Raw genomic sequence first — 23,507 nt, 5'->3', positions numbered from 1 at the left:
TCCTCTACAGTGTACTATTTAAAGGGCTTGTCGCACAACATTTTTATAATACTGTGTCGTTAAAAGGGCGAAAATGGAATAGAGTAAAATATAAATTCCCATCGTCACAAAGAGTGGTGTATAAAGTTCTGTACCAAAGAACATCCATCCGGATTTGACCGCAAAGTAACTGTGCAATAAACCAATTACGAGCGGAATACCAAAATTAAATAGTTGCTTCATAAAGATGCCACGCATAATCTCTTGTTCAGAGAAGCCGATTTTTCGCATCGTTGTAAACGAAGTTCGTTCTTCATCTGCTTCTGACATTTGTTTAAAGTATAAAATACTACCAGATGTAAATAAGAAAGCAAGACCGATAAAACCAGCGATAAAAATAACAAGCCCCATCTGTTCTTGTAGTGCCTTAATTAAAATGGCTTTTGGTTTTGGATGCAGTTCTTGTTTTTTCGATTTGAATGCGCCATCATTTGTAGTTTTAAAGTAAAGCTCTGTAGCCTGTTTGATGTCCTGATCTGGAACTGTATAGCCTGTGAATGAATGCCAAGCTGTCATTTTTTGAACTTTTTTATTTTCTTGTAGTTGTTTAAATAACGCATCTGAAACAACGACTGCTGGAACGCCCGATGTTAAATACGAAGGAACAATCGCCTGTTTTTCAATAGTTTTGACTTCTAAATTTTTTGTAAGACCTGGGAGTAACACTTGAATGGTACGCCCGCTTTCAAGTGGAATAATACTCGCCATCATTTGACTGTAGCCTGTTAAGTAAGCTTCATCATCTGTTATGTTAATGGAAGGGAATACTTTTTTAGCGTCAGAGAATGCGACAACTTGTGTTTTGTTTGAAATGTTTTCAAGTGCATCATCTGTAGGTTTTTCCTTCAATAAATTTTGTGTGTCGATATCGGCACTTACAATCTGGAACGTTTGCTTTTTAAAATCAATCTGTTCCTTTTTTAATTGCTGTTCAAAAGAACCTTGGTTATTGAATGTAACAAAGTCATATGATGAATTTTGATTCGCTGTAGCATGTACGCCATAATAAGCGATTGAGCCGAGTGACAAAATGCCAAGTGCAAGTGCGGTTAAAATCGTAATAAGTGATAGCGAAAGTGAGCTTGAACGAATCCGGTGAATAATGGGTGTTACTGCTACAACATCTGTAATATTGAGATGTCCTTTTTTACTCGAGCGGATGACGTTGAATAGAAAAGAAACAGAGTAACGGAAAAATAAAAATGTTCCAACGATAACAGAGAATAAAATAATTGCCATCGCAATAAATAAGTCATTCAATGTAATCGTATTTTTTACTTCGAATAAAATGCTCGAACGGTAATAGCCGAAAGCAATCAATATAATGCCAAGTAGTCCAAGAACGAGCTGATAAGGCGCGATTTTTTTGACTTGCTGTTCGGACTTACTTTCAGCTTGGAAAAGATCTAATAGCTTTGAACGGGCGATAAGCCACATTGTTTGTAATAAGATAAAACCAAAAATAATCGCAAAAACAACAAGTGTTTGTACTAGTGCATCTGTCGAAAAGTACATCTCCACAAAATCATCGCTACCGATGACTTTTAAAAAGGCCATTGTGAAAAAACGTGAGAAGAAATAGCCAATTAACACGCCAAGACTAACTGCGGATGTGAAAAGAATAAAGTTTTCAATACAAATCATGCTATTAATTTTTGATTTTGGCATACCAATGAGTTGATATAAGCCAATTTCACGACTGCGACGCTTCATAAATAGGTGGTTGGCATAAAAAACAAAGACAGCCACAATGATGATTAAAATAATCGAACCTACTTGGAAAGCAGCTCCCGCTTTTAAATCGGCGTTTCGCATATGTGTGACATCATCATTTGACGAAATCGTTGTGAATGAAAAGTAGAGTGTAGCACTAAAAATTAAAGCGAAGAAATAAAGATAATAGTGACGAATATTTTTTCGCATACTTCGAAAGACAAGCGTATTAAAGCTCATGTAAATCACCGCCTAATACAGCTTGTGTATTCATAATCTGTGCAAAAAACTGTTTATGTGTTTGATCCCCTTTATATAATTCCGTATAAATTGAACCATCTTTTAAAAAGAGTACGCGATTACAATAGCTTGCAGCTACAGGATCATGTGTGACCATCATAATTGTTACACGATAAGCTTTGTTTAATGCTTCCAAACTTTCAAGTAGAGATGTTGCAGATTTTGAATCAAGTGCGCCTGTTGGTTCATCTCCAAAAATAATCGATGGTTTCATAATTAATGCACGTGCAGCAGCTGTTCTTTGTTTTTGACCACCTGAAATTTCATTCGGGTATTTATTTTTTAACTCTTCAATCCCAAGTTGCTTCATCAGTGTCACACAGCGAGACTCTGCTTCGTCTTTTTTAATTTTATTCACAGCGAGTGGTAGTAGAATATTTTCTTTAACCGTCAATGTGTCTAAGAGGTTGTAATCTTGAAAGATAAACCCCATCTCTGTTCGACGCAATTGTGCTAATTTTTTCGACGATTGCTCATGTAACGCATGTCCATTAATTTCGACAATGCCGCTAGTCGGTGTATCAATCGAGCATAAAACATTTAATAATGTCGTTTTGCCAGACCCCGACGCACCCATAATCCCCACAAACTCACCAGCTTGTACATCTAAATCAATCCCTTTTAATACTTGTTGTACGTTTTGTTTTTTACCATAACTTTTTGTTAGTTTACGTGCTTTTACAAGATCCATTGTATATTGCCTCCTTCAAGTCTTATATTCATCTTAAAGCGAATCGATGTGACAATCGTTCGTTTTACGTGACATTTTTGTCATATTGCTTGAAGGTCGACAAATGTATTCGGGTGAGGGAAGTATAAGCGAACGGTTGCCCCTTGTTCGACAGTAGAATCTACTTGTAATTGGATTTTTAGTTTACGCGCGATGTTCTGTGCTAAATAAAGACCCATCCCTGTAGCCGCCTGCTGTTTACGTCCGTAACCTCCTGTGAAGCCACGTTGAAAAACACGTGGTAAATCATGTTGTTCAATCCCGACACCTGTATCTTGAATGGCTAAAAATGTATGCCCATCTTGTGATGTCCCACTGTAAATATGAATGGATTGACCAACGTGACTATATTTAATCGCATTCGATAAAATTTGACGCAAAATAAAGCGTAACCATTTTGCATCACTGTAGATGGAAGTAGAGAAGTCGTCTAAATCAATTTCAAGCTCTTTTTCTAAAAACCAGCTTCGGAGCTGGTTGATTTCTTCTATTACAAGTGGACGGAGAGAGACCTCTTGTAAAATTAAATCTTGTTCTAGGCTTTCCATGCGTAATGTATGTAATGTCTGATCTAATAAAAAATGCAAGCGATGCCACTCTAAATCAATTTGCTGTTTTGCAGGGGACGGGGGGAGTGCATCAATCATGAGCTTTTGCGCAGTTAACGGTGTTTTCATCTCATGAATCCAACGTATTTGTTCATCAGCCTGTTCTTGAAACTTCGTGAATAATTGATTTTCAGCTTGTTTTAATTCTACACGTAACCGCTCATATTCTTTTTCATAAAGCCCCATAACAGAAGAAGCGTGATAAGAAGAAAAGGCCTGTTTTTTTAATTGTTTTCGCCACCATAGGGCATAAATACTTACAACCACTACTACAATAAATAATGATGTCCCATTCAAATAAATAACAGAAACAGTCTGTAAGCCTGTATCCAATACAAATAAAAGATTCATCCAAAGAAATAAAACAAATAATAATAAAAACCAGATGAGATGATCTTTAAAAAATAGTTTCATCATGTTGCCAGGTTTCCTTTCGTCACTGCTACATACCCTAATCCTTTTTTCGTTTCAATGACATTATCTAAACCGATGTCACTTAATTTATGGCGTAAACGGTTCACGTTTACGGTTAAGGTATTGTCATTGACGAAACGCTCATCATCCCATAATCGACGCATTAAATCGTCTCTTGAAACAATTTCATCCGGTTTTTCTAGTAATACTTTTAAAATGAATTGCTCATTTTTCGTCAGTTCGACTTGTCGGTGATTGCGTAGGAGAACGCTTCTTGCATAATCAATTTGAATGCCATTCCATTGATGTACCGTTTCTTTTTCAACTTGTGTATACTCATAAGTTCTTCTTAAAAGTGCTTGGATTTTAGAGAGTAATACATCCATGTGAAAAGGTTTTTGTACATAATCATCTGCTCCTAATTGCATCGCCATAATGGAATCCATTGGTTGGTCGCGCGAAGATAAAAAGATAATTGGAATTTTCGACTCTGCGCGTATTTCTCGACACCAATGAAAGCCATCGTATGCGGGTAATTGAATATCAATAATAACGAGAGCTGGATCTACACTACGCACCTCCTTCATAATTTGTTGAAAATCGTTTGCGATAGTGGTCTGTAAATCCCAATGCTGAAAATGCTGTTGAATTTGTCTGGCGATGGCTTCATCGTCTTCAATTAAAAAAATGCGTTTCATCTCTTTACTCGCTCCTTTCATCTACATGAATCATACGATAACCTACACGAATATGCGTTTGAATTAACTTAACATGTGGGTTCTCCAATTTTTTTCGAAGTGTTGTCATAAATACACGAAGATTTGGTAAATCTGTTTCTAAAGCATCCTGCCAAATGGACTTTAACAGAAAATTGTGTGTGAGAACTTTTCCAACATGCTTACTGAAGGTCTCTAATAAAATATATTCATTAGGCGTTAAATGAATTTCTTCCTCATATAAAAAGACGCGATTAGCATCATAATGAATGGTTAATGGGCCATTTTGAAAAGTCGGCTGTTCTTGTACATGTAGCGGATGTTGTACTCGGCGAAGTGCTACACGAATACGCGCTAATAATTCATCCATACTAAATGGTTTTGTCACATAATCATCTGCTCCAGCATCCAATGCTTGGATTTTATCGTGTTCTTCCCCTCTAGCACTAACAACGATGATGGGAATAGAAGACCATTGACGCGTTTTAGTGATAATTTCCTGTCCGTCCATGTCAGGAAGCCCTAAATCTAAAATCATCAATATGGGCTTTGATGTAAGTAGTTTTTCATAAGCTTCTTTACCAGAGCGCGCATGTTCAAAAGGGTAGTGCTGTAATTCAAGTGCCATTTGTATAAAATGCGTAATAGCAGGATCGTCTTCTACGATTAAAATAGGTTGTGTCATCATATATCGCTTCCTTTCTCTAAAGAAAATGTGAAAATAGCGCCATGTGGGATCGCATCTTTTACGTGTAATTCACTCTGATGAATCTGTAAAATATTTTGACAAAGTGATAAACCAATCCCTAAACCACGTTTTGCATCATGTTGTTTTAAGTGGTAAAAAGTAGTGGGATGGAAAAGAGCCTCTTTTATATTGGGAGAAATCCCTTGTCCATTATCACGTACTTCAATCCAAATCAATCCGTTTTCTTCATAAGCTTTTAAGCAAATATGACAATGTGGCTCAGTATGTTGAATGGCATTATCAAGTAAATTATAAATCACTTGTCTAATCAGGCGGACGTCCATTTTCGCACTTAAGTTTGGCTCTTGTATTTCAACCTGAATAGGTCGCTCTGAATGTTTCGCAATTTGCTCTAAACAATCTTGAAAGATATCTTCAATTAATTCTTCATGTATATGCAATGATAACTGTCCATTTGAAATTTTAGAAGCCGCTAATAAATTTTCAACTAATTGAATGAGTCGATTCGCATTATAATCTAAATCTTCGTATAGAGTATATTTTTGTTCGTTTGTTAATTGTGTCCCAGCTGTTTTTAATAAAGAAGCATGCCCAGAAATACTAGTGAGTGGTGTTCTTAAATCATGTGAAATAGAACGTAATAAGTTCGACTGAATTTGTTCCAGTTCTTTTTCTTTTGCTACTACCATATTTTCTTCTAGTAAATAGAACTGTTCGTATGAAAGCGTAAGTTCATTTAAAATAGCATACATAATTTGTTTTTCAAACTTTGAAAAAGGTTGTTGTTGTTTAAATGTAATCGCTAGTACTATCTGCACTTCATCATGAAAAGAGAAGGGAACATAATATGCAAAAGCGTCTTTAAAAATATTCGTTGTCTGACCAGCAGCTTTTTGATTATAGATACACCACTGTACAATTGCTTGTTCATTTGAATTCGCTAACTTTTTTTTCGCATGCTCATTTTGTTGTGTCGTTAAATGTGCGCAAGGGAAATAAGCTGCACTTTGTATCTTTTTTTGTTCAATTGTATAAAGCATAATGGGTGCTTGCGTATTTTTAATCATTTCTTGACATCCAATGTTCATCAGTTCGTCCACATTTTTGGCACTTTGTAATGTACGGTTGGCATCTAATAATGTTTCGATTCGGTAACTATTATAAATCGCTGTTTGCTCTTGTTTGCGAATCTTTTTAGCTAAGCTACTTGTTAGAAGCCCTGCTAAAAACATAATAAAAAATGTCATGGGATAGTCTTTATGATAAGCTTCAAATGAAAAAATAGGTTGTGTAAAAAGAAAGTTGAATTCTAAAACAGCAATAGCAGAACTAATAATGTTCATAAGCCAACTAGTAGTCCAAATTGCTACGATTAATACACCTAAAATAAAGATGGTAATAATGTTAGATTCACTTAATCCGAGGTACTGAAAAAACATGCCGAGTAAAGCGACGCATGTAAAGATACAAATCATTTTAAGAAAGTCCAGCCATTGTAAGGAAAGATCAATTTCTTTTCTTTTTGACTTTTTTTGCGCATTTTCATAATCAGGTACAATGTATAAATCAATTGATGGTATGAAAGCATTGACAGCATCTGTTAATTTTCGTCTTGTAAACCATGTTGTTTTACCCATTGTTTTACCTAGAACGACTTTGGTTACACCACTTATTTTTGCATAATTCGCGATTGCAGCAGATGGATTATTTTCTCGTAATATAATGACTGTGCCTCCTAATTGTTCAGCTAATTCGATATTTTTCTGTAGTCGTTCTTGATCCTCTGCTTCAAGTTCATTCGAGTCATCCATTACATACACACAAGAAAATTCAGCATGCAGTGATTGAACAAGACGAGCTGCTGTGCGAATAACCTTTGCATTCGTAGGTGAGCTACTAATACCGACAAGAATATGTTCTTTTGCATGTTCGAGTGGATTCCTTTTATGCACACTATCAGCGATTCTGCGCAGTGCGATTTCACGTAATGCAATTAAGTGTGGTAAGGTGAAGAAATTTTGTAATGCTTGTTTAGCTCGCTCAGGCGCATATATTTTTCCATCCTTTAGTCGTTGAATAAGTACACTTGGTTCTAAATCAACTAGTTGAATTTCATCGGCGCGGTCAATAATCCAATCGGGTACACGCTCATTTACAGGAATTCCTGTAATACTTTCGACTAGGTCATGCAAACTTTCAATATGTTGAATATTGATGGTTGTATATACGTCAACCCCACGATTTAATAATTCCTCTATATCTCCAAAACGCTTTTCATGGCGTAATCCAGGTGTATTAGAATGAGCTAATTCATCAATGACGACACATTCTGGCATCCTTTCAATAATTGCATTCAAATGAAGTTCTTGAAATACGCGACCTTTATAATGAACATCAATTGTTTTGATACATTCCAAACCATCTATCAATCTCTTTGTTTCAGGTCGGTCATGCGGTTCTATATAACCAACAACAATGTCTTTTCCAAGTGCAAGTTGTTCATGTGTTTCTTTGAGCATGGCATATGTTTTTCCTACACCTGCTGCGTATCCTAAAAAAATCTTTAATTTCCCTCTTTTTTTATTCATTCGAATAACACCACCTTTTCCTCATTATAACCATTTTTTATGAAAAAAAAGCGAGCTCTTTACATCTTAATGCCATCTTAATATTTCTTGGCGAATCTAAATGTCACCTTAATTTTTTTTATTTTATAGTAGTTTTACACAAGAAAGAAGGTGACGGATATGTTAGAACTTTTCATGATTGCTCTAGTTTTCAGTAGTTTCGGCGTGTTATTTGCTTTTACACAATGGTGTAATCATAAGTCGAAAAATCAATAGGAGGAATAATATGCTAGAGTTGTTTATTGTATGTCTGTGTATATTTGTCTATTTATTTTATGCACTATTGTATCCAGAAAGATAGGGAGGATTTATGATGTTACAGATTGTGTTCGTTTTAATCATCTACATACCGCTCGTATTACTTGTCGGGCGGTATGTATATCAAGTAACAATGAATCAAAAAACAGTTTTTAATTCTTTTTTTCAGAAAATTGAAAATATACTTTATAAAATAACAGGTGTGAAGCAGCAAGAGATGACAGGGAAGCAATATGTCATTGCTTTACTATTAAGTAATGCTTGCATGATTATAGTGAGTTATCTCATACTTCGTCTTCAAAAATATGTATTTTTAAATCCGAACCAAATTGAGAATATGGAACCGACGCTTGCATTCAACACAGTCATTTCGTTTATGACGAATACGAATTTACAGCATTATAGTGGTGAATCAGCGATGAGTTATTTTGCACAAATGATTGTTATTACCTTCATGATGTTCACCTCTGCAGCTTCGGGCTACGCAGTATGTATGGCATTTTGTCGTCGCTTTATTGCAAAAACAGATCGAATCGGTAATTTTTACAAAGATTTCACACGAATTATCGTCCGTATTTTATTACCTTTTTCATTCGTTGTTGCACTTGCACTCGTATGGCAGGGCGTTCCGCAAACATTAGCACAAAACCAGACGATTACAACATTGGAAGGCAAGTCACAGGATCTCGCGTTAGGACCGATTGCTTCGATGGAATCTATTAAACATTTAGGTACGAATGGCGGTGGTTTTAATGGAGCTAATTCTTCTACACCATTTGAAAATCCAACAGCTCTAACGAACGTAATCGAAATATTATCGATGATGTTATTACCAGGTGCATGCGTTGTAGCATTTGGTTTGATGATTGCCTATCGAAAGCAACCACATAAGCACGTTGTCATTGGAAAGCAGGGCGCGGTGTTATTCACTGTAATGGGTGCTCTATTCTTAATTGGACTTACTGCAATTTATATAAGCGAAAAGACAGGTAATCCACTCATTACAGCACTTGGCATCGATCAATCAAATGGCAGTATGGAAGGAAAAGAGATTCGTTTTGGAATTGAACAATCTGCATTGTTTACAGAAGTCACAACAGCATTTACAACAGGGACGATTAATAATATGCATGATACATTAACGCCAATAGGAGGCATGGTTCCGCTATTTAATATGATGTTAAATGTCGTATTTGGTGGAAAAGGCGTGGGTCTTATGAATATGATGATGTACGTCCTATTAGCTATCTTCCTTGCTTGTTTAATGATTGGGCGTACACCGCAATTTTTAGGAAGAAAAATTGAAGCAAAGGAAATGAAGTTTATTGCCTTATGTATTTTAATTCATCCATTTATTATTTTAGGATTTTCTGCACTTGCTGTTTCAGTAGCAGGAGGTGTTGAAGGGATTACCAATCCAGGTGCGCATGGTTTATCACAAATTTTATATGAATATGCTTCATCAGCAGCAAATAATGGATCAGGATTTGAAGGGTTAGCAGATAATACGACATTTTGGAATGTCACGACTGGCTTAGCAATGTTCTTCGGACGGTATACGTCGATTATTTTACAGTTAGCCATTGCGACACTAATCGCCAGAAAGCCTGAACAACCAGATTCAGTTGGTACTTTACAAACAGATACACCACTTTTCGGAACATTCTTATTCACAATTGTTCTTGTAGTAGGTGCATTAACATTCTTACCCGCACTAACATTAGGGCCCATTCAAGAGTTTTTAACGATACGTTAAGGAGTGAAGAAAATGACAACTATGCAAAAAGAACAGATTTTTTCTAAAAAATTTGTTTTGTCGGCTTGTTGGCAAGCATGCTTAAAGTTTAACCCCATGTACATGGTGAAGAATCCAGTGATGTTTGTAGTAGAGATTGGCTTTTTCGCAACAATTCTATTTACGCTGTTTCCACAAATGTTACATGATGATTCGCCGCGTCTATATAATGCAATCATCGCTATTATTTTAGGAATCACCATCTGGTTTGCGAATTTTGCAGAAGCGATGACACAAGGACGCGGAAAAGCGCAAGTCGAAACGTTAAAGAAAACCAAAACGTCGATGCGAGCGCGAATTATAAAAGAAGGAAAAGAACAATGGGTTGAAGCTTCTACATTGATGAAGGGAGACCGAGTGATTGTTCGGGCAGGAGAAGTCATTCCAAACGACGGAGAAGTGATTGAAGGTGTAGCAACAGTTGATGAATCAGCTATTACAGGTGAATCAGCACCTGTAGTAAAAGAAAGAGGAGGCGACTTTTCTTCGGTAACAGGTGGAACGATTGTCACAAGTGATGAAATTATAATTGAAATTACTTCACTTCCAGGTGCTTCTTTTTTAGATCAAATGATTGCGTTAATTGAAGGGGCAAAAAGACAAAAGACACCAAATGAGATTGCTTTAAGTACATTATTAGTTAGTTTAACAATCATCTTTTTGCTTGTCGTCGTAACATTAAAGCCAATGGCAGATTACTTCGACTTAATGATTCCACTAGCGACTTTGATTGCATTAATGGTTTGTTTGATTCCAACGACAATAGGTGGCTTATTATCTGCGATTGGCATTGCAGGAATGGACCGTGTCACACAATTTAATGTGATTGCGAAAGACGGGCGAGCTGTAGAAGCCTGTGGTGATGTGGATGTCTTAATTTTAGATAAGACTGGAACGATTACATACGGCAATCGTATGGCTACATCTTTTCATACAGCGCAGACAGTAGAGTTACAAGATTTAATGGAAGCAGCTTATTATAGTTCACTAGCTGATGATACCCCAGAAGGTAAATCTATTTTAACGTTAATTGAACAAAAAGGTGTAGATATAACACGAACAACTCAAACTTTTGAGGAAGTACCATTTACTGCACAAACACGTATGAGTGGAATCAATTTAGAGGACGGGACAACCTATCGAAAAGGCGCATTTGACACTGTGAAAAAATATGTAGGATCTTGTCCGAATGAGGTAGAAGCAGCTGTTCAAATGATTTCAAATAAGGGTGGAACACCACTTGTTGTTACAAAGAATAAAGAAATTTTAGGTGCTATCTATTTAAAAGATGTTGTAAAAGAGGGGCTAAAGGAGCGTTTTCAACTCTTACGAAAGATGGGCATTCAAACGATTATGTGTACAGGTGATAATCCATTGACGGCTGCTGCTATTGCAGAAGAAGCAGGTGTAGATTCATTCATTGCGGAAAGTAAGCCTGAAGATAAACTCGAAGTGATTCGAAAAGCACAGCGCGAAGGTAAAGTAGTCGCGATGACAGGCGATGGAACAAATGATGCACCAGCCCTTGCACAAGCCAATGTAGGTGTGGCGATGAATTCAGGAACAAATGCTGCAAAAGAAGCAGCAAACATGGTGGATTTAGATTCAAACCCTACGAAAATCATTGAAATTGTACAAATTGGGAAACAGTTATTAATGACAAGAGGTGCTTTGACAACATTTAGTATTGCAAATGACGTAGCTAAGTACTTTGCGATTATTCCAGCTATCTTTTTAATAGGAATTCCAGGGATGCAAATGTTTAATTTAATGCATCTATCTTCACCGATAAGTGCTGTTTTATCTGCTCTATTATTCAATGCACTTATCATCCCATTACTGATTCCAATCGCAATGAAAGGTGTTCCGTATCGTCCGATGAGTGCAAACCGATTATTACGCAAGAATTTACTTATTTATGGAGTAGGGGGATTAGTTATCCCATTCATTGGTATCAAACTAATTGACGTAATCATTACACCTATTTTAAAAAGTTTAGGGTTATCATAGGAGGGCATGTCGATGTGGCAACAATTGAAAGTTGCATTACTTATTACAATCGTATGGATGGGGATTTGTGGCTTGGCATATCCACTTATAACGACAGGAGTCGCACAGATCGTCTTTAAAAATCAAGCGAACGGCAGTTTAATAGAAGAAAAGGGACAAGTAATTGGCTCAGCTTTAATCGGTCAAACATTTGAACAAGATCAATATTTTCAATCAAGACCGTCAGCTATTGCATATAATATCTATGAAAAAAATACAGAAAATAAAGAGGGCGTTCGCTCAGGTAGTGCAAACTATGCACCTTCCAACCCTGAATTGATGAAACGTATCGAACAAGATGTAGCGCAGTTTTTACAACAGCACCCAACCGTCGAAAAACAACAGATCCCTGCAGATTTACTGACTGCATCAGGATCTGGATTAGATCCACATATTTCGCTTAAAGCGGCGAAAATTCAATTAGATCGCTTGCATGAAACAACAGGCTTATCAATAGATGATTTGAAAAAAATTATCGAACAAGCTACGGATTCACGTTCATTAGGTATCTTTGGAGAAGAAAAAATGAATGTTTTAAAAGCTAATCAACAAATCTACCGTCAACTTAATTCTTAAATAGACATCATGAAAAATTGAGAGAATTCAAATTCGAAATAAAAAGACAGCAATCGCGTCACGATGCGATTGCTGCTTTTTTTATATTTGAATCTTATTTTATAACTTAAATTGACGTACTATTTGATTTAATTGTTGTGCCATTGTTGCTAACTCATCAGCATTTGAAGAGATTTGTTCCATTGAACTTGTTGTTTGTTGAATCGTAGCTGTTGTTTCTTCTACCCCTGCAGCAGATTCTTCTGAGACCGATGAAATTTCATCGACTGCTACTTGAATTGTACGTGAAGATTGTTCAATATCTTGTAAATCATTCGAGATGCTTTTAACTCCTGTAGCCATTGAAGTCACAGCTTTATGGATTGTTTCGAATGTTTCACTCGTTGTTTGAATCTGTTCTGTGCCACGTACAACTTCGCCATAACCATGTTCTAAAGAAGTGGACACTAATGTTGTATTCGCTTGAATTTTTTCAACGATATTTGAAATATCCGTTACTGAACTTGATACTTGCTCTGCTAATTTTCTCACTTCATCTGCCACAACGGCAAATCCTTTACCAGCTTCACCTGCACGTGCCGCTTCAATTGCAGCATTGAGCGCAAGTAAGTTTGTTTGATCTGCAACCCCATTAATCACTTTCACAAGCATGGAAATTTGTTTCGATTCCTGATTTAATTCTTGCATATTTTCAACTGCATGATTCATAATTTGATCAATTGTTTTCATTTGGTCTGTTGATTTTTCCATCAATTCAGCACCATTTGATGTGAAATCAAGTACTTGTGTAGAGTGATTATAAATTTCGTTTCCTTTGTCACTTGCAGTACGAATCACTTGTACGAAAGCATCTGTAGAAGAAGAGAGTTCTCCTGCATGCGATGCTTGTTCTTCTGTACCTTCAGCTAATTCTTGCATCGTTATAGAGATTTGATTTGAACCTTGTTTAATTTCATCGGCTGACTGTGCTAATGAATCACTATGACCTGCCACATTTTGTGCCACATCTTGCATAGAAGCAATGGTATGTTGTAATTTTTCTGTTAAGTCGTTTGAAGCATAACCTAATTGACCAATTTCATCACGGCGTGTAACAGATACTGTCTTTTCAGTTAAATCTCCAGAAGCAATCTTTTTCAGACGAGCAGTAATCGTAATGATTGGTTGTGAAATAACACGAGCAGAAAGCATAGAGATAACAATGGTTAAGAGAATAATAATAACTGCTAGAATAAATGTATATACTTCACCTTTTTTAGCGATTTTATAAAGTTCCTCACCATTTTTTGCCATAGCATCTGAACGTAAATCAGCTAATTCTTCAAAACCTTTTCGGATTTCTGTACCAGCTTCATCAACAGAAGTTAAATTTTTTGCAGCAGTTTTGACATCACCTTTTTCATATACAGCAAATACTTCATCTTGAATATATGTATACCAACTGTCTGTTTTGTCTACTAAGTCCTTTGCAATTTCTTTATCGCTAATTTGATTGATTGTGTGTTCATTCTCCATTCGCGACTTATTGTATTCTTCGAAAATATCTTTATATTTCGGATCATCAGACAAAATATAGCCGCGTGCAGCTGCAATTTGCACAGAGAAATCCGATGCAACGCGTTGATTTGCAATTTGTAGTTTTAAATCTTTTGATACCATAACATTCATACCATCTTGGACATTCTTAATTACAGTTAGGCTATAATACCCATAGCCTAAAAATAGAACTAAAACAATCGCAAAACTAAATAAAATGCGCATTTTGATTGTTTTAAAATTTAATAGCTTTTTCATTGTGGTTCCTCCTGATTGTTTATAAAAATAGTATAAAGGAATCATAAAAGTAATTCTATTGTTTTTTGATAATATGAATAAAGTTTCAACATAGCTTTATTGAAAGTGTGACTATTTTCTTTTGAATTAAATTGTTGACAATACCTGTCGGGGTATACTATAGTGTAACTAGGAAATCGGTTATGCGTTATCGCAAACCTATTTTTTTAGAAAGAAAAATACCCATAGTGGTATAGGGAGGCAGAGAAATGAGAACAGATCATCAACTCGATGTACAAGGTTTAGCTTGTCCAATGCCCATCGTTAAAACAAAAAAAACGATGAATACAATGGAGGTTGGCGAAACAGTAGAAGTAATTGCTACGGATGCGGGCTCCAAAGCGGACTTACAAGCTTGGGCAGCTTCAACAGGACATCAGTACATTGGTTTAGTTGAAGAAGGTTCTGTGTTAAAACATTACCTACGTAAATGTAATGAAGCAGAAGAACGTGAAAAAACATTTGAACAAACTGTTTCACTTGAAGAAGTGCAGAATATTTCGAATGATTCAATCGTATTAGATGTTCGTGAAGAAGTTGAATATGCCTTTGGACATATAAAAGGTGCAACATCAATTCCTTTTGGAGAATTATTTGATAATATGGAGAAATTAGACAAAACAAAAACATACTATGTAATCTGCAGAACAGGTACAAGAAGTGATTTAGCGTGCCAACAATTAGCAGAACATGGATTTAAACATGTATATAATGTTTTACCTGGTATGACAGCATACACAGGTGAATTAGAAAAAACTATTTAATTATTGGAGGAAAACAATTATGTCAAACAAAGTAGCAATTATCGCAAGTAACGGTGGTCTTTTCGACGCTTATAAAGTATTCAATATCGCAACTGCAGCAGCAGCAACAGAAAAAGAAGTAGCTATTTTCTTCACATTCGAAGGTTTAAATTTAATCCATAAACAAGGTATGCACCACTTAGCAGCACCAGCAGGTAGTGAGCAAGTAGCAGCAGGTTTTACGAATGCAAACGTACCATCAATTCCTGAATTAGTAGAGATGGCACAAGATCTAGGTGTAACATTCATCGCTTGTCAAATGACAATGGACGTTATGAATATTCAAAAAGAAGATTTAATTGACGGAATCGATGTAGGTGGTGCTGTAACATTCTTAGAATTTGCAAAAGATGCCGCACCATCATTAAGCTTCTAATTACAAGACAAACAGGGTTTTGTCTACCCTAGATAGACATCCCTTTTATTTACGAAAAAATAATACCTATGGGGGGAATCTAAAATGGAAAAATGGACAGCTCAAAAAGTAGCAAACTATGTCATTCATAAAAAACAATTATTTATTTTAGATGTACGTAATCAAGATGCATTTGCAGATTGGAAAATTGACGGTGAAAACTTCGAATATATGAATATTCCTTACTTCGATTTACTAGATGGTGTCGAAAAATTAGTACCTCAATTGCCAAAAGACAAAGAGATTTTAGTTGTATGTGCAAAAGAAGGTTCATCTGTCATGGTAACTGAAATGTTAGATGAAGCAGGCGTAAAAGCAGGTTATTTAGAAGGCGGTATGAAAGCTTGGAGTAGCTATTTAGAGCCTTTAAAAGTAGCTGATTTAGAAAAGGGTGGCGAATTGTATCAATTCGTTCGTCTAGGTAAAGGCTGTCTGTCTTATATGGTAATTTCAGAAGGGGAAGCAGCAGTAATTGATGCTGTACGTTTTGCAGATGTATTTGAAAACTTTGCAAAAGAAAAAAATGCTGTTATTCGTTACGTATTCGATACGCATTTACATGCAGACCATATTTCAGGAGGTCGCTTACTAGCAGAAAAAACGGGTGCAACATACTACTTACCGCCAAAAGATGCAGAAGAAGTTGTGTTCGATTATGTACCACTTGAAGATGCAACAACTGTAAAAATCGGTCAAGCTAAAATCGATATTCAAGCGATTTATTCACCAGGACATACAATTGGTTCTACATCATTCATTATTGATGAAAAATATTTCTTAACAGGTGATATTTTATTCATTGATTCAATTGGTCGTCCAGACTTAGCTGGTTTAGCAGAAGATTGGGTGGGTGATTTACGTGCAACACTTTACAATCATTATCGCCAATTAAGTACGGATTTATACGTGTTACCAGCGCACTTTATGATTATTGAAGAATTAAATGAAGATGGTACAGTAGGTAAACGTTTTGGTGACTTATTAGCAGAAAATCATGGTTTGAATATCGAAGATGAAGAAGAATTCCGTAAAACAGTAACAGATCACTTACCACCACAACCAAATGCTTATACACAAATTCGCCATGTGAATATGGGACGTTTAACGCCATCAGCTGATGAACAAACAGAGATGGAAATCGGACCGAACCGCTGTGCAGTAAGATAAGTATTTGAGGGTTAATAACTAGTTCTATATAATTAAAATGAAAAGAGGATATAAAAATGAAAATTGATTTACAACTAGATGCAAAAGGTTTATCTTGTCCAATGCCAATCGTACGTACGAAGAAAGCAATGGACCAATTAGAATCAGGTCAAGTGTTAGAAGTAACTGTAACAGATAAAGGTGCATTAGCAGATATTCCAGCATGGGCAAATGCAAGTGGCAACAAGATTGTGAAACAACAAGAAAATGGAGATGAATACGTATTTATCTTACAAAAAGCATAAATACCTTCATCTAGAAAGAAGGGACTCCCGTGGATATAGCATGGATCTTAACCATATTTGGGATTGGATTAATTGGGAGCTTCATTTCAGGTATGCTTGGTATTGGCGGGGCGATTATTAAGTTCCCATTATTACTGTATGTACCACCACTATTTGGTTTTGCAGCATTTACATCACATCAAGTATCAGGTATTAGCGCAGTGGAAGTTATGTTTGCTTCCGTTGCGGGCGTACTTGCTTATCGTGGTAGTAATTTACTGCATAAACCACTCATTTTAACGATGGGTACAGGAATTGTACTTGGTAGTTTTGTCGGGAGCTTCGGTTCAAGTTACTTTAATGAAGAAAGTGTCAACATGGTATATGGTATACTCGCAATATTAGCTGCTGTTATGATGTTTATACCAAAGAAAAAAGTTGAACAACAAGGTGACATTGTTTTTAATAAGGGATTAGCTTTCTTTTTAGCTATTCTAGTTGGTGTCGCATCAGGGATCGTTGGAGCAGGTGGAGGATTCATCCTCGTACCGATTATGTTAGTCGTATTAGGAATTCCAACACGTATTACGATTGCCTCTAGTCTTGCCATTACGTTTATTGCGTCTATTGGTGGCTCCATCGGCAAGATTACAACAGGGCAAGTGGACTGGATTCCCGCGATTATTATGATTGTAGCAAGTCTAATTGCAGCACCTATTGGAACAAAAGTAAGTAAAAAAATGAATATTAAAGCATTACAAATTTTCCTAGCTATTCTGATTTTAGCAACAGCCGCAAAAATTTGGTTTGATATTTTAATGTAAGGAGGGGAACAATATGGTTTGGATCATTATAGCTGCTGTCGTTGTATTATTTTTTGTCCTACGTATGAAAGGGACGAAGGGCTTAAACCAAATGACGACAGCTGACTTAAAAGAACAATTGAAAAAGAAACCTGCAAATACGATTTATTTAGATGTTCGAACACCAGTAGAATATAAGAGTCGTCATATTAAAGAATTTAAAAATATGCCACTTGGATCGAATTATAGTACGCTTGATTCATCGAAGAAAGTCGTTGTGATTTGTCAGAGTGGTATGCGCAGTATGCAGGCATGTAAACAATTAAAAAAACTAGGCTTTTCAGACATCACAAATGTACGAGGTGGTATGAGTGCCTGGAGATAGGGGTACATCATGAAAATTGAAGTTTTTACAGATTATACGTGTCCTTTTTGCTATATAGGCAAGCAAAAACTCATGCAAGCAATTGAAAAAACGAATCTTCAAGAACCAATCGAAATTCAATATAAAAATTACGAAGTACATCCAGAAATTCAAGGCGCCGTTCAACAACCTTATAAAGACTATTTGCTTGAAAGTATGGATGGACGAGCTGAAAAAGTGGATACATTTTTAGCAGAATTACAACAACATGCGAAAGAAGTCGGATTAACGTATCATTTTGATACGATGATTCCAGCCAATACAGCAGATGCACATCGCCTTGCAAAATGGATGGCAAAAGAGCAAAAAGAGCATGAATGGACAGAAAGATTAATGCAAGGGCACTTTGTTGAAGGAAAAGATCTTTCAGATCGAGCATATTTATTTGCCTTAATTGAAGAACTTGGCTATTCAAAAGAGGAAGCAAAACGAATTTTAGATGACCAAGACTACCAACAAGAACTTGACCAAGATGCATATGATGCACAACAAATTGGTGTAGACCGTGCACCATTCTTTGTGTTTGATAATCGCTTTGGTATTATCGGTGCGGAACCAGAAGAAGTCTTCATTCGTACGTTAAAACAAACAGCTGATGAAAATTAACAAAAATTGTACGATTTCTTGTCATCTATGAAATCCCACTAGGAGTTACTATGTGTTTCATGGTATGCTATCTAGTGGAATTTTTTACGATTTAAAAAAGGAGTGTTACTATGTCACGCGCATTTTCACGAGCATCGTTCTTTTTTGTATTTGTTGGTTTATTTTTATTAGTGCCACCATTTACAGATCAAGCAATTGATTTTTTATCAAGTAATGTATTTATTTTTCTAGGTTTCTTCTTATATATGATTGGTGCAATTTTAACTGCAGTTAGTGTGTATAAAGGAGAAAGAAATGTATTAGTCGTTGTAAATATTCTAGGTATTCTTGGGGGTATTTTCTTTATCTTTATGCTATCTACAGCACTTGGTGTTTAAAATCATAGCGCAAAGGAAGAAAAAGTTAACAATAAAATGAAAGAGGCTACGATAAAGTAGCTTCTTTTTTTTGTTAGAAGAGCCAAAAAAACCAAGTAGTCACTTGTCCGTCAAGTCACTGCTTGGTTTTTTTCGTTATGGTAGGTATGTTTGAAATGTATCACCATTTTTAGTTTTTCATGTTGTAAATCATAAATGCAGCTGGTACATAAGAAATAACGAAGATTGCAGCGTACCAACCTAACATACGTGGTAGAGAAAATGAAACTTTTTTACCTTTACTATAAGAGAAGTCTAACCAGATTGCACAAACGACGGGAATTGAAATCAAACCTGCGGCAATTAAAATAATGTCATAGATGTTCATGATGATTTCCTCCTTTTGTATGAAGCATTCCGTAAACTGTGTCAACTTTGTGAATTAATCATATATCTAATCGTTAGAATTGTCAATTAATTTAGTTTTTTTATTTGACAAAACATATAAAAAAGGGTAAACAACTTTCGGTATGAAAATTGTTTACCCTTTTGTAGTGGAAAACAATTATATTGTTTTCTTTGGTACAAATGGTAATGCACGATAAACTGTAACAATAAAGTTAGCAAGTGGTTCAACTAAAAATGCCAGTTTATTTATAGTATAGGCGACTAATAAACCGATTACGATACCTACTACTACATCACCAGGATAATGGTTTCCAACATACATGCGAGAAAAGCCTGTTATAAGTGCAAATACCATCATGACAATACCGATTCGTTTGTTGCGTAGTGCAATCGCAAAAGCAAGTGCAATTGCACCTGTCGTATGGTCACTTGGGAATGAAGCGTCTCTTGCGTGATCTACTAATACATTTAAGTCATCATGTGTCACAAATGGGCGTGGCTCAAAATAAATTTTACTAATTAGTACATTTATTAAAATGCCAAGAACACCTGAAAGAGCGGAGTAAACAACGGTTTTTTTCATATACTCTTTTCCAAAGAACCACATCATTAGTAAGACGGTTGCAAAAACAGGAACTGCGTAGTTTGTTGCGAAAATCATGATTGCATCTACAACAGAAGATTTTCCAGCCAAATCATTAATGGCTTTTAGTAATTCATAATTCAATGATGTCACTCTTTTCCTTTAAATTTCAATAGCTATTGTAGCATAGTTTATAGCCAATCTCTTTACATAGACTATAAAATTTGAGAAAGGTTCCATTCTTGTAAAAAAGGTTAAGATAAAAAAATATCGGGTATGTAAACAAGTGGAATGATACATTATTTGTAAAAAAAGGTGGTATTTTAATTGCATAGAAAAAAAGGTTGTCTAGCTTGATATTATCGGTCAGTATTTTAGCTGTACCATTAACGACTTCATCTTTATACGCGCAAGCTACTCCAAAGCAAAGTCTCTCATCAATATCTACAAGTCATCCATTCATCAATCAAATCTCACCTGAGGTTGTCAGATTAAGTAATCAATATGGTATTTATGCTTCTGTTATGTTGGCACAAACTATTTTAGAAAGTAATTATGGCAATAGTAGGTTAAGCCAAGCACCGATTTATAATCTTTTTGGTATGAAAGGAAAATACAATGGTCAAGGTACAAACTTCCAAACGAAAGAGTATAAAGATAGCGGCACATATCAAATACGTTCTACATTCAAAAAATATACATCCTATACGGAATCTCTAGAAGACTATGCAAAACTAATTCGAAATGGGTTAACGCATAACCCGAGATACTATGCAGGAGCTTGGAAGGAGAATACAAAAAGTTACAGAGATGCGACAGCTATTTTAGCAGGAAGATACGCGAGTGATTTAAGCTATAGTAAAAAGCTGAATCAAATTATTGAACGTTATGATTTAACAAAATTTGATCATTTAAAATCGACTACTGTAGCTGGTGAAACAGAAACTACAGCGAATGTGAAACCAGAAAGTATTTTAGAAAATGTAGGAAAGCAAAATGGACAACAAGTTTTAGTAGGTGTATCTACTCAAAAGATTGTTTATACACCGACTAAATACTATCGAGTAAAAAAAGGTGATTCATTAACAAGTATTGCTGCACGGCACGGTATTACGACAGCATATTTAAAGAAATGGAATGGTTTAACGCATGCGACCATTCAAATTAAACAAAAATTAGTTGTTGATGTAAGAGGGAATAAGAAAAATCTAGCACAAAAGAATACACCATTACGTTATGTGATTCAGCAAGGTGATTCGTTATCGAGTATCGCGGCAAAGTATCAAACAACAGAACAAAACTTGTTAATTTTGAATCAGTTAGACTCTTCTTTTGTATATGAAGGGCAAATCATCTATTTACAATCCTTAAAATAATGTATGTACATGAATATGTTTATGCCAATTATTCATTTAAGTGGATAATATTAGTGTATAAACGTATTCTTTTTTGTTTTTTTGTCGAAAAAAGTTGAAATAGTATTGTATAAAAAATTTTTTGAATGTATAATTATGACTGCATTTAAAAACAATTTATATCATAAATATTCAATCAATCGTTAGGAGTTATACATCAAGATGTTTAAGAGAGATAAAGCAAAAAAAGGAGCAGCACAAGGGATTAATGCATATGTATTAATTTTTAGTTTAATTGTGATTTCAGCTATTTTAACTTATTTTGTGCCTGCTGGTCAGTTTGATAAGGTAGAGAAGGATGGACGTGAAATATTAGTAGCCGATTCCTTTCAATTTGTGGACAATACACCTGTTGGATTTCTAGATATTTTTACAAGTATTCATGCAGGTATGGTAAATGGTGCAGGAACAATCTTCTTCGTACTAATTATCGGTGGTGTTTTCGGTATTATGAACGCAACAGGTGCGCTTGATACCTTTGTTGTGACATTTGCTGAAAAAATGAAGCGTAAAGAAAAATTGATGATCCCTGTATTCGTACTATTCTTTGCGATTTGTGGTGCAACAATGGGGATGAGTGATGAAGTTGCCGTTTATGTAGCACTCATCGTTCCTTTGACCATTGCACTTGGTTTTGATGCAGTGACTGGTTTTGCAATTGTTGTAATGGGTGCATGGATGGGCTTCACAGCCGGGTTTTTAAATCCATTCTCAACCGCAGTTGCACAAGGCATTGCAGAACTTCCAACCTTCTCAGGTATGGGACTTCGTATTGTCGTATTTATTATTTTTGTATTAATGGCGAGCTTTTTCATTTATCGTCATGCTTCAAAAGTCCAAAAAAATCCAGAACTCGGTATTTACGGTAAGTTCGGTCAGTTTAGTCCAAAAGATAAAGACAAGACGTTAAAAATGACATTACGTCATAAATTAGTATTAACCGTATTCATGCTAAACTTTGTTGTACTTATTTTAGGTGTCAAACTGTATGAGTGGTTTATTCCTGAATTAGCAGGTCTATTCTTATTGACAGGTATTATTATGGGGATTGTTGGTGGTTTAATTCCATCAGAAATCGCGAACAGCTTTGTAAAAGGTGCCAGTGAACTACTTGGTGGTGCATTGATTATCGGTTTAGCACAGGCAGTCCTTGTTATCTTCCAATCAGGCGGTTTATTAGACACAATCCTTCATTATATGAGCAATATGTTATCAGGTGTCCCATCTGCTTTAACAGCAGTTGCGATGATGTTTATTCAAATGGTGATTAATTTCTTAATTCCATCACAAAGTGGACAAGCAGCTTTAACAATGCCAATTATGGCGCCGCTTGCTGATTTAGTGAATGTTACGCGTCAAACGGCAGTTCTCGCTTTCCAATTAGGCGATGGGATTGCAGCCTTATTGTTCCCGACAAATGGTGCATTAATCGCTGCACTTGCAGTTGCGGGAATCCAGTGGAATAAGTGGGTAAGATGGTATATGCCATTCTTTATCGCACAAGTGATTGTCAGCATTATTATTTTAATTGTGGCACATGCGATGAATTACGGTCCGTTTTAACCAACATATAATAGTAGAAACTCAAATAATGTAGAAAAGAGGTGAAGGGATTTTCCTTTCATCTTTTTTTATATGTACTGAAATAGAAGCTGTTTTTGTCATATAAGAGTCCGTTATGTATAAAAAATACGATAAAATTTTATGAAATCTCGATTATTTTATAAAAAAATAAATAAAAAAGTAGTTTTATTTTTGAATGAAAAGAATGTCAAAGTAAAAAAATGGATGTTTAAAATGTTGATTCTATACGGTTTTTAGTGAAAATACAGCAATCTAAGGTTTTTACATCCAAATTATACCACTATGTGTAATGTTGTTGTAACATGCGTGAGAA

At 35.6% G+C, this 23,507-nt stretch carries 23 protein-coding genes; 14 read left to right on the top strand and 9 right to left on the bottom strand.

Annotated elements, in window-relative coordinates:
- Positions 1-18 precede the first annotated feature (18 nt).
- From KGI01_RS08840 to KGI01_RS08815, 6 genes are all read right to left on the bottom strand, one after another.
- Positions 19-1,992, bottom strand: coding sequence for an FtsX-like permease family protein (locus KGI01_RS08840; RefSeq protein ID WP_141274388.1), 1,974 nt, complete (start codon positions 1,990-1,992; stop codon positions 19-21).
- Positions 1,982-2,743, bottom strand: coding sequence for an ABC transporter ATP-binding protein (locus KGI01_RS08835; protein ID WP_141274387.1), 762 nt, complete (start codon positions 2,741-2,743; stop codon positions 1,982-1,984). The genes KGI01_RS08840 and KGI01_RS08835 overlap by 11 nt, the downstream gene beginning before the upstream one ends.
- An 80-nt stretch (positions 2,744-2,823) precedes the next feature.
- Positions 2,824-3,807 (bottom strand): sensor histidine kinase, encoded by a 984-nt coding sequence (locus KGI01_RS08830; RefSeq protein WP_141274386.1) that lies wholly within the window; start codon positions 3,805-3,807, stop codon positions 2,824-2,826.
- Positions 3,804-4,502 (bottom strand): response regulator transcription factor, encoded by a 699-nt coding sequence (locus KGI01_RS08825; RefSeq protein ID WP_141274385.1) that lies wholly within the window; start codon positions 4,500-4,502, stop codon positions 3,804-3,806. The genes KGI01_RS08830 and KGI01_RS08825 overlap by 4 nt, the downstream gene beginning before the upstream one ends.
- Before the next feature lie 4 nt (positions 4,503-4,506).
- On the bottom strand, positions 4,507-5,205 hold the full coding sequence (locus KGI01_RS08820) for a response regulator transcription factor (RefSeq protein ID WP_087680842.1): 699 nt from the start codon (positions 5,203-5,205) through the stop codon (positions 4,507-4,509).
- Positions 5,205-7,817 (bottom strand): DUF4118 domain-containing protein, encoded by a 2,613-nt coding sequence (locus KGI01_RS08815; RefSeq protein ID WP_141274384.1) that lies wholly within the window; start codon positions 7,815-7,817, stop codon positions 5,205-5,207. Before KGI01_RS08815 ends, KGI01_RS08820 begins: the two co-directional genes overlap by 1 nt.
- Before the next feature lie 265 nt (positions 7,818-8,082).
- On the opposite strand from KGI01_RS08815, the gene KGI01_RS14215 reads away from it, so the two are divergent.
- Genes KGI01_RS14215 through kdpC form a run of 4 tightly spaced genes read left to right on the top strand, consistent with a single transcriptional unit; the run spans position 8,083 to position 12,534 of the window.
- Positions 8,083-8,157 carry a potassium-transporting ATPase subunit F gene (locus KGI01_RS14215; protein ID WP_368634018.1) on the top strand — a complete coding sequence of 25 codons (75 nt, stop codon included), beginning with the start codon at positions 8,083-8,085 and terminating at the stop codon, positions 8,155-8,157.
- 12 nt (positions 8,158-8,169) lie between these two features.
- Positions 8,170-9,870: a potassium-transporting ATPase subunit KdpA gene (gene kdpA / locus KGI01_RS08805; RefSeq protein WP_141274383.1), complete on the top strand. Its 1,701-nt coding sequence runs from the start codon at positions 8,170-8,172 to the stop codon at positions 9,868-9,870.
- 12 nt (positions 9,871-9,882) lie between these two features.
- Positions 9,883-11,919, top strand: a complete 2,037-nt coding sequence (gene kdpB, locus KGI01_RS08800) for a potassium-transporting ATPase subunit KdpB (RefSeq protein WP_141274382.1) — start codon at positions 9,883-9,885, stop codon at positions 11,917-11,919.
- Between the two features lie 12 nt (positions 11,920-11,931).
- Positions 11,932-12,534 (top strand): potassium-transporting ATPase subunit KdpC, encoded by a 603-nt coding sequence (gene kdpC / locus KGI01_RS08795; protein ID WP_068453288.1) that lies wholly within the window; start codon positions 11,932-11,934, stop codon positions 12,532-12,534.
- Between the two features lie 99 nt (positions 12,535-12,633).
- Here the strand turns inward: kdpC and KGI01_RS08790 are convergent, their stop codons facing one another.
- A complete protein-coding gene (locus KGI01_RS08790; protein WP_170214763.1) occupies positions 12,634-14,328 on the bottom strand; it encodes a methyl-accepting chemotaxis protein in 1,695 nt (564 codons plus the stop codon).
- A 248-nt stretch (positions 14,329-14,576) separates the two neighbouring features.
- Between KGI01_RS08790 and KGI01_RS08785 the strand changes: the two genes are divergently transcribed.
- From KGI01_RS08785 to KGI01_RS08750, 8 genes are all read left to right on the top strand, one after another.
- Entirely contained in the window at positions 14,577-15,131 is a 555-nt protein-coding gene (locus KGI01_RS08785) for a sulfurtransferase TusA family protein (protein ID WP_141274380.1), read from the top strand.
- A gap of 19 nt (positions 15,132-15,150) precedes the next feature.
- Entirely contained in the window at positions 15,151-15,546 is a 396-nt protein-coding gene (locus tag KGI01_RS08780) for a DsrE/DsrF/DrsH-like family protein (protein ID WP_141274379.1), read from the top strand.
- Between the two features lie 84 nt (positions 15,547-15,630).
- Positions 15,631-16,752, top strand: coding sequence for an MBL fold metallo-hydrolase (locus KGI01_RS08775; RefSeq protein ID WP_141274378.1), 1,122 nt, complete (start codon positions 15,631-15,633; stop codon positions 16,750-16,752).
- Between the two features lie 56 nt (positions 16,753-16,808).
- Entirely contained in the window at positions 16,809-17,036 is a 228-nt protein-coding gene (locus KGI01_RS08770) for a sulfurtransferase TusA family protein (RefSeq protein ID WP_141274377.1), read from the top strand.
- A gap of 29 nt (positions 17,037-17,065) precedes the next feature.
- Positions 17,066-17,839, top strand: coding sequence for a sulfite exporter TauE/SafE family protein (locus tag KGI01_RS08765; protein WP_141274376.1), 774 nt, complete (start codon positions 17,066-17,068; stop codon positions 17,837-17,839).
- Positions 17,840-17,852: 13 nt separating this feature from the next.
- Positions 17,853-18,203 carry a rhodanese-like domain-containing protein gene (locus KGI01_RS08760; RefSeq protein ID WP_141274375.1) on the top strand — a complete coding sequence of 117 codons (351 nt, stop codon included), beginning with the start codon at positions 17,853-17,855 and terminating at the stop codon, positions 18,201-18,203.
- Positions 18,204-18,212: 9 nt separating this feature from the next.
- Positions 18,213-18,848 carry a DsbA family oxidoreductase gene (locus KGI01_RS08755; protein ID WP_141274374.1) on the top strand — a complete coding sequence of 212 codons (636 nt, stop codon included), beginning with the start codon at positions 18,213-18,215 and terminating at the stop codon, positions 18,846-18,848.
- A gap of 110 nt (positions 18,849-18,958) precedes the next feature.
- Positions 18,959-19,225 (top strand): hypothetical protein, encoded by a 267-nt coding sequence (locus KGI01_RS08750; RefSeq protein ID WP_068453307.1) that lies wholly within the window; start codon positions 18,959-18,961, stop codon positions 19,223-19,225.
- 169 nt (positions 19,226-19,394) lie between these two features.
- Here KGI01_RS08750 and KGI01_RS08745 read toward each other — a convergent pair whose 3' ends face one another.
- A complete protein-coding gene (locus KGI01_RS08745; RefSeq protein WP_068453309.1) occupies positions 19,395-19,592 on the bottom strand; it encodes a hypothetical protein in 198 nt (65 codons plus the stop codon).
- Positions 19,593-19,769: 177 nt separating this feature from the next.
- A complete protein-coding gene (locus tag KGI01_RS08740) occupies positions 19,770-20,339 on the bottom strand; it encodes an undecaprenyl-diphosphatase (protein WP_141274373.1) in 570 nt (189 codons plus the stop codon).
- A 209-nt stretch (positions 20,340-20,548) separates the two neighbouring features.
- Between KGI01_RS08740 and KGI01_RS08735 the strand changes: the two genes are divergently transcribed.
- Positions 20,549-21,571: a glucosaminidase domain-containing protein gene (locus tag KGI01_RS08735; RefSeq protein WP_141274372.1), complete on the top strand. Its 1,023-nt coding sequence runs from the start codon at positions 20,549-20,551 to the stop codon at positions 21,569-21,571.
- A gap of 201 nt (positions 21,572-21,772) precedes the next feature.
- Positions 21,773-23,173: a YfcC family protein gene (locus KGI01_RS08730; protein ID WP_141274371.1), complete on the top strand. Its 1,401-nt coding sequence runs from the start codon at positions 21,773-21,775 to the stop codon at positions 23,171-23,173.
- The last annotated feature ends 334 nt before the right edge of the window (positions 23,174-23,507 follow it).

It is taken from the genome of Kurthia gibsonii, assembly GCF_006539985.1.
GTDB lineage: Bacteria > Bacillota > Bacilli > Bacillales_A > Planococcaceae > Kurthia > Kurthia gibsonii.
The sequence above is the reverse complement of the archived record's forward strand: the minus strand, read 5'-3'. Positions and strand labels throughout refer to the sequence as shown.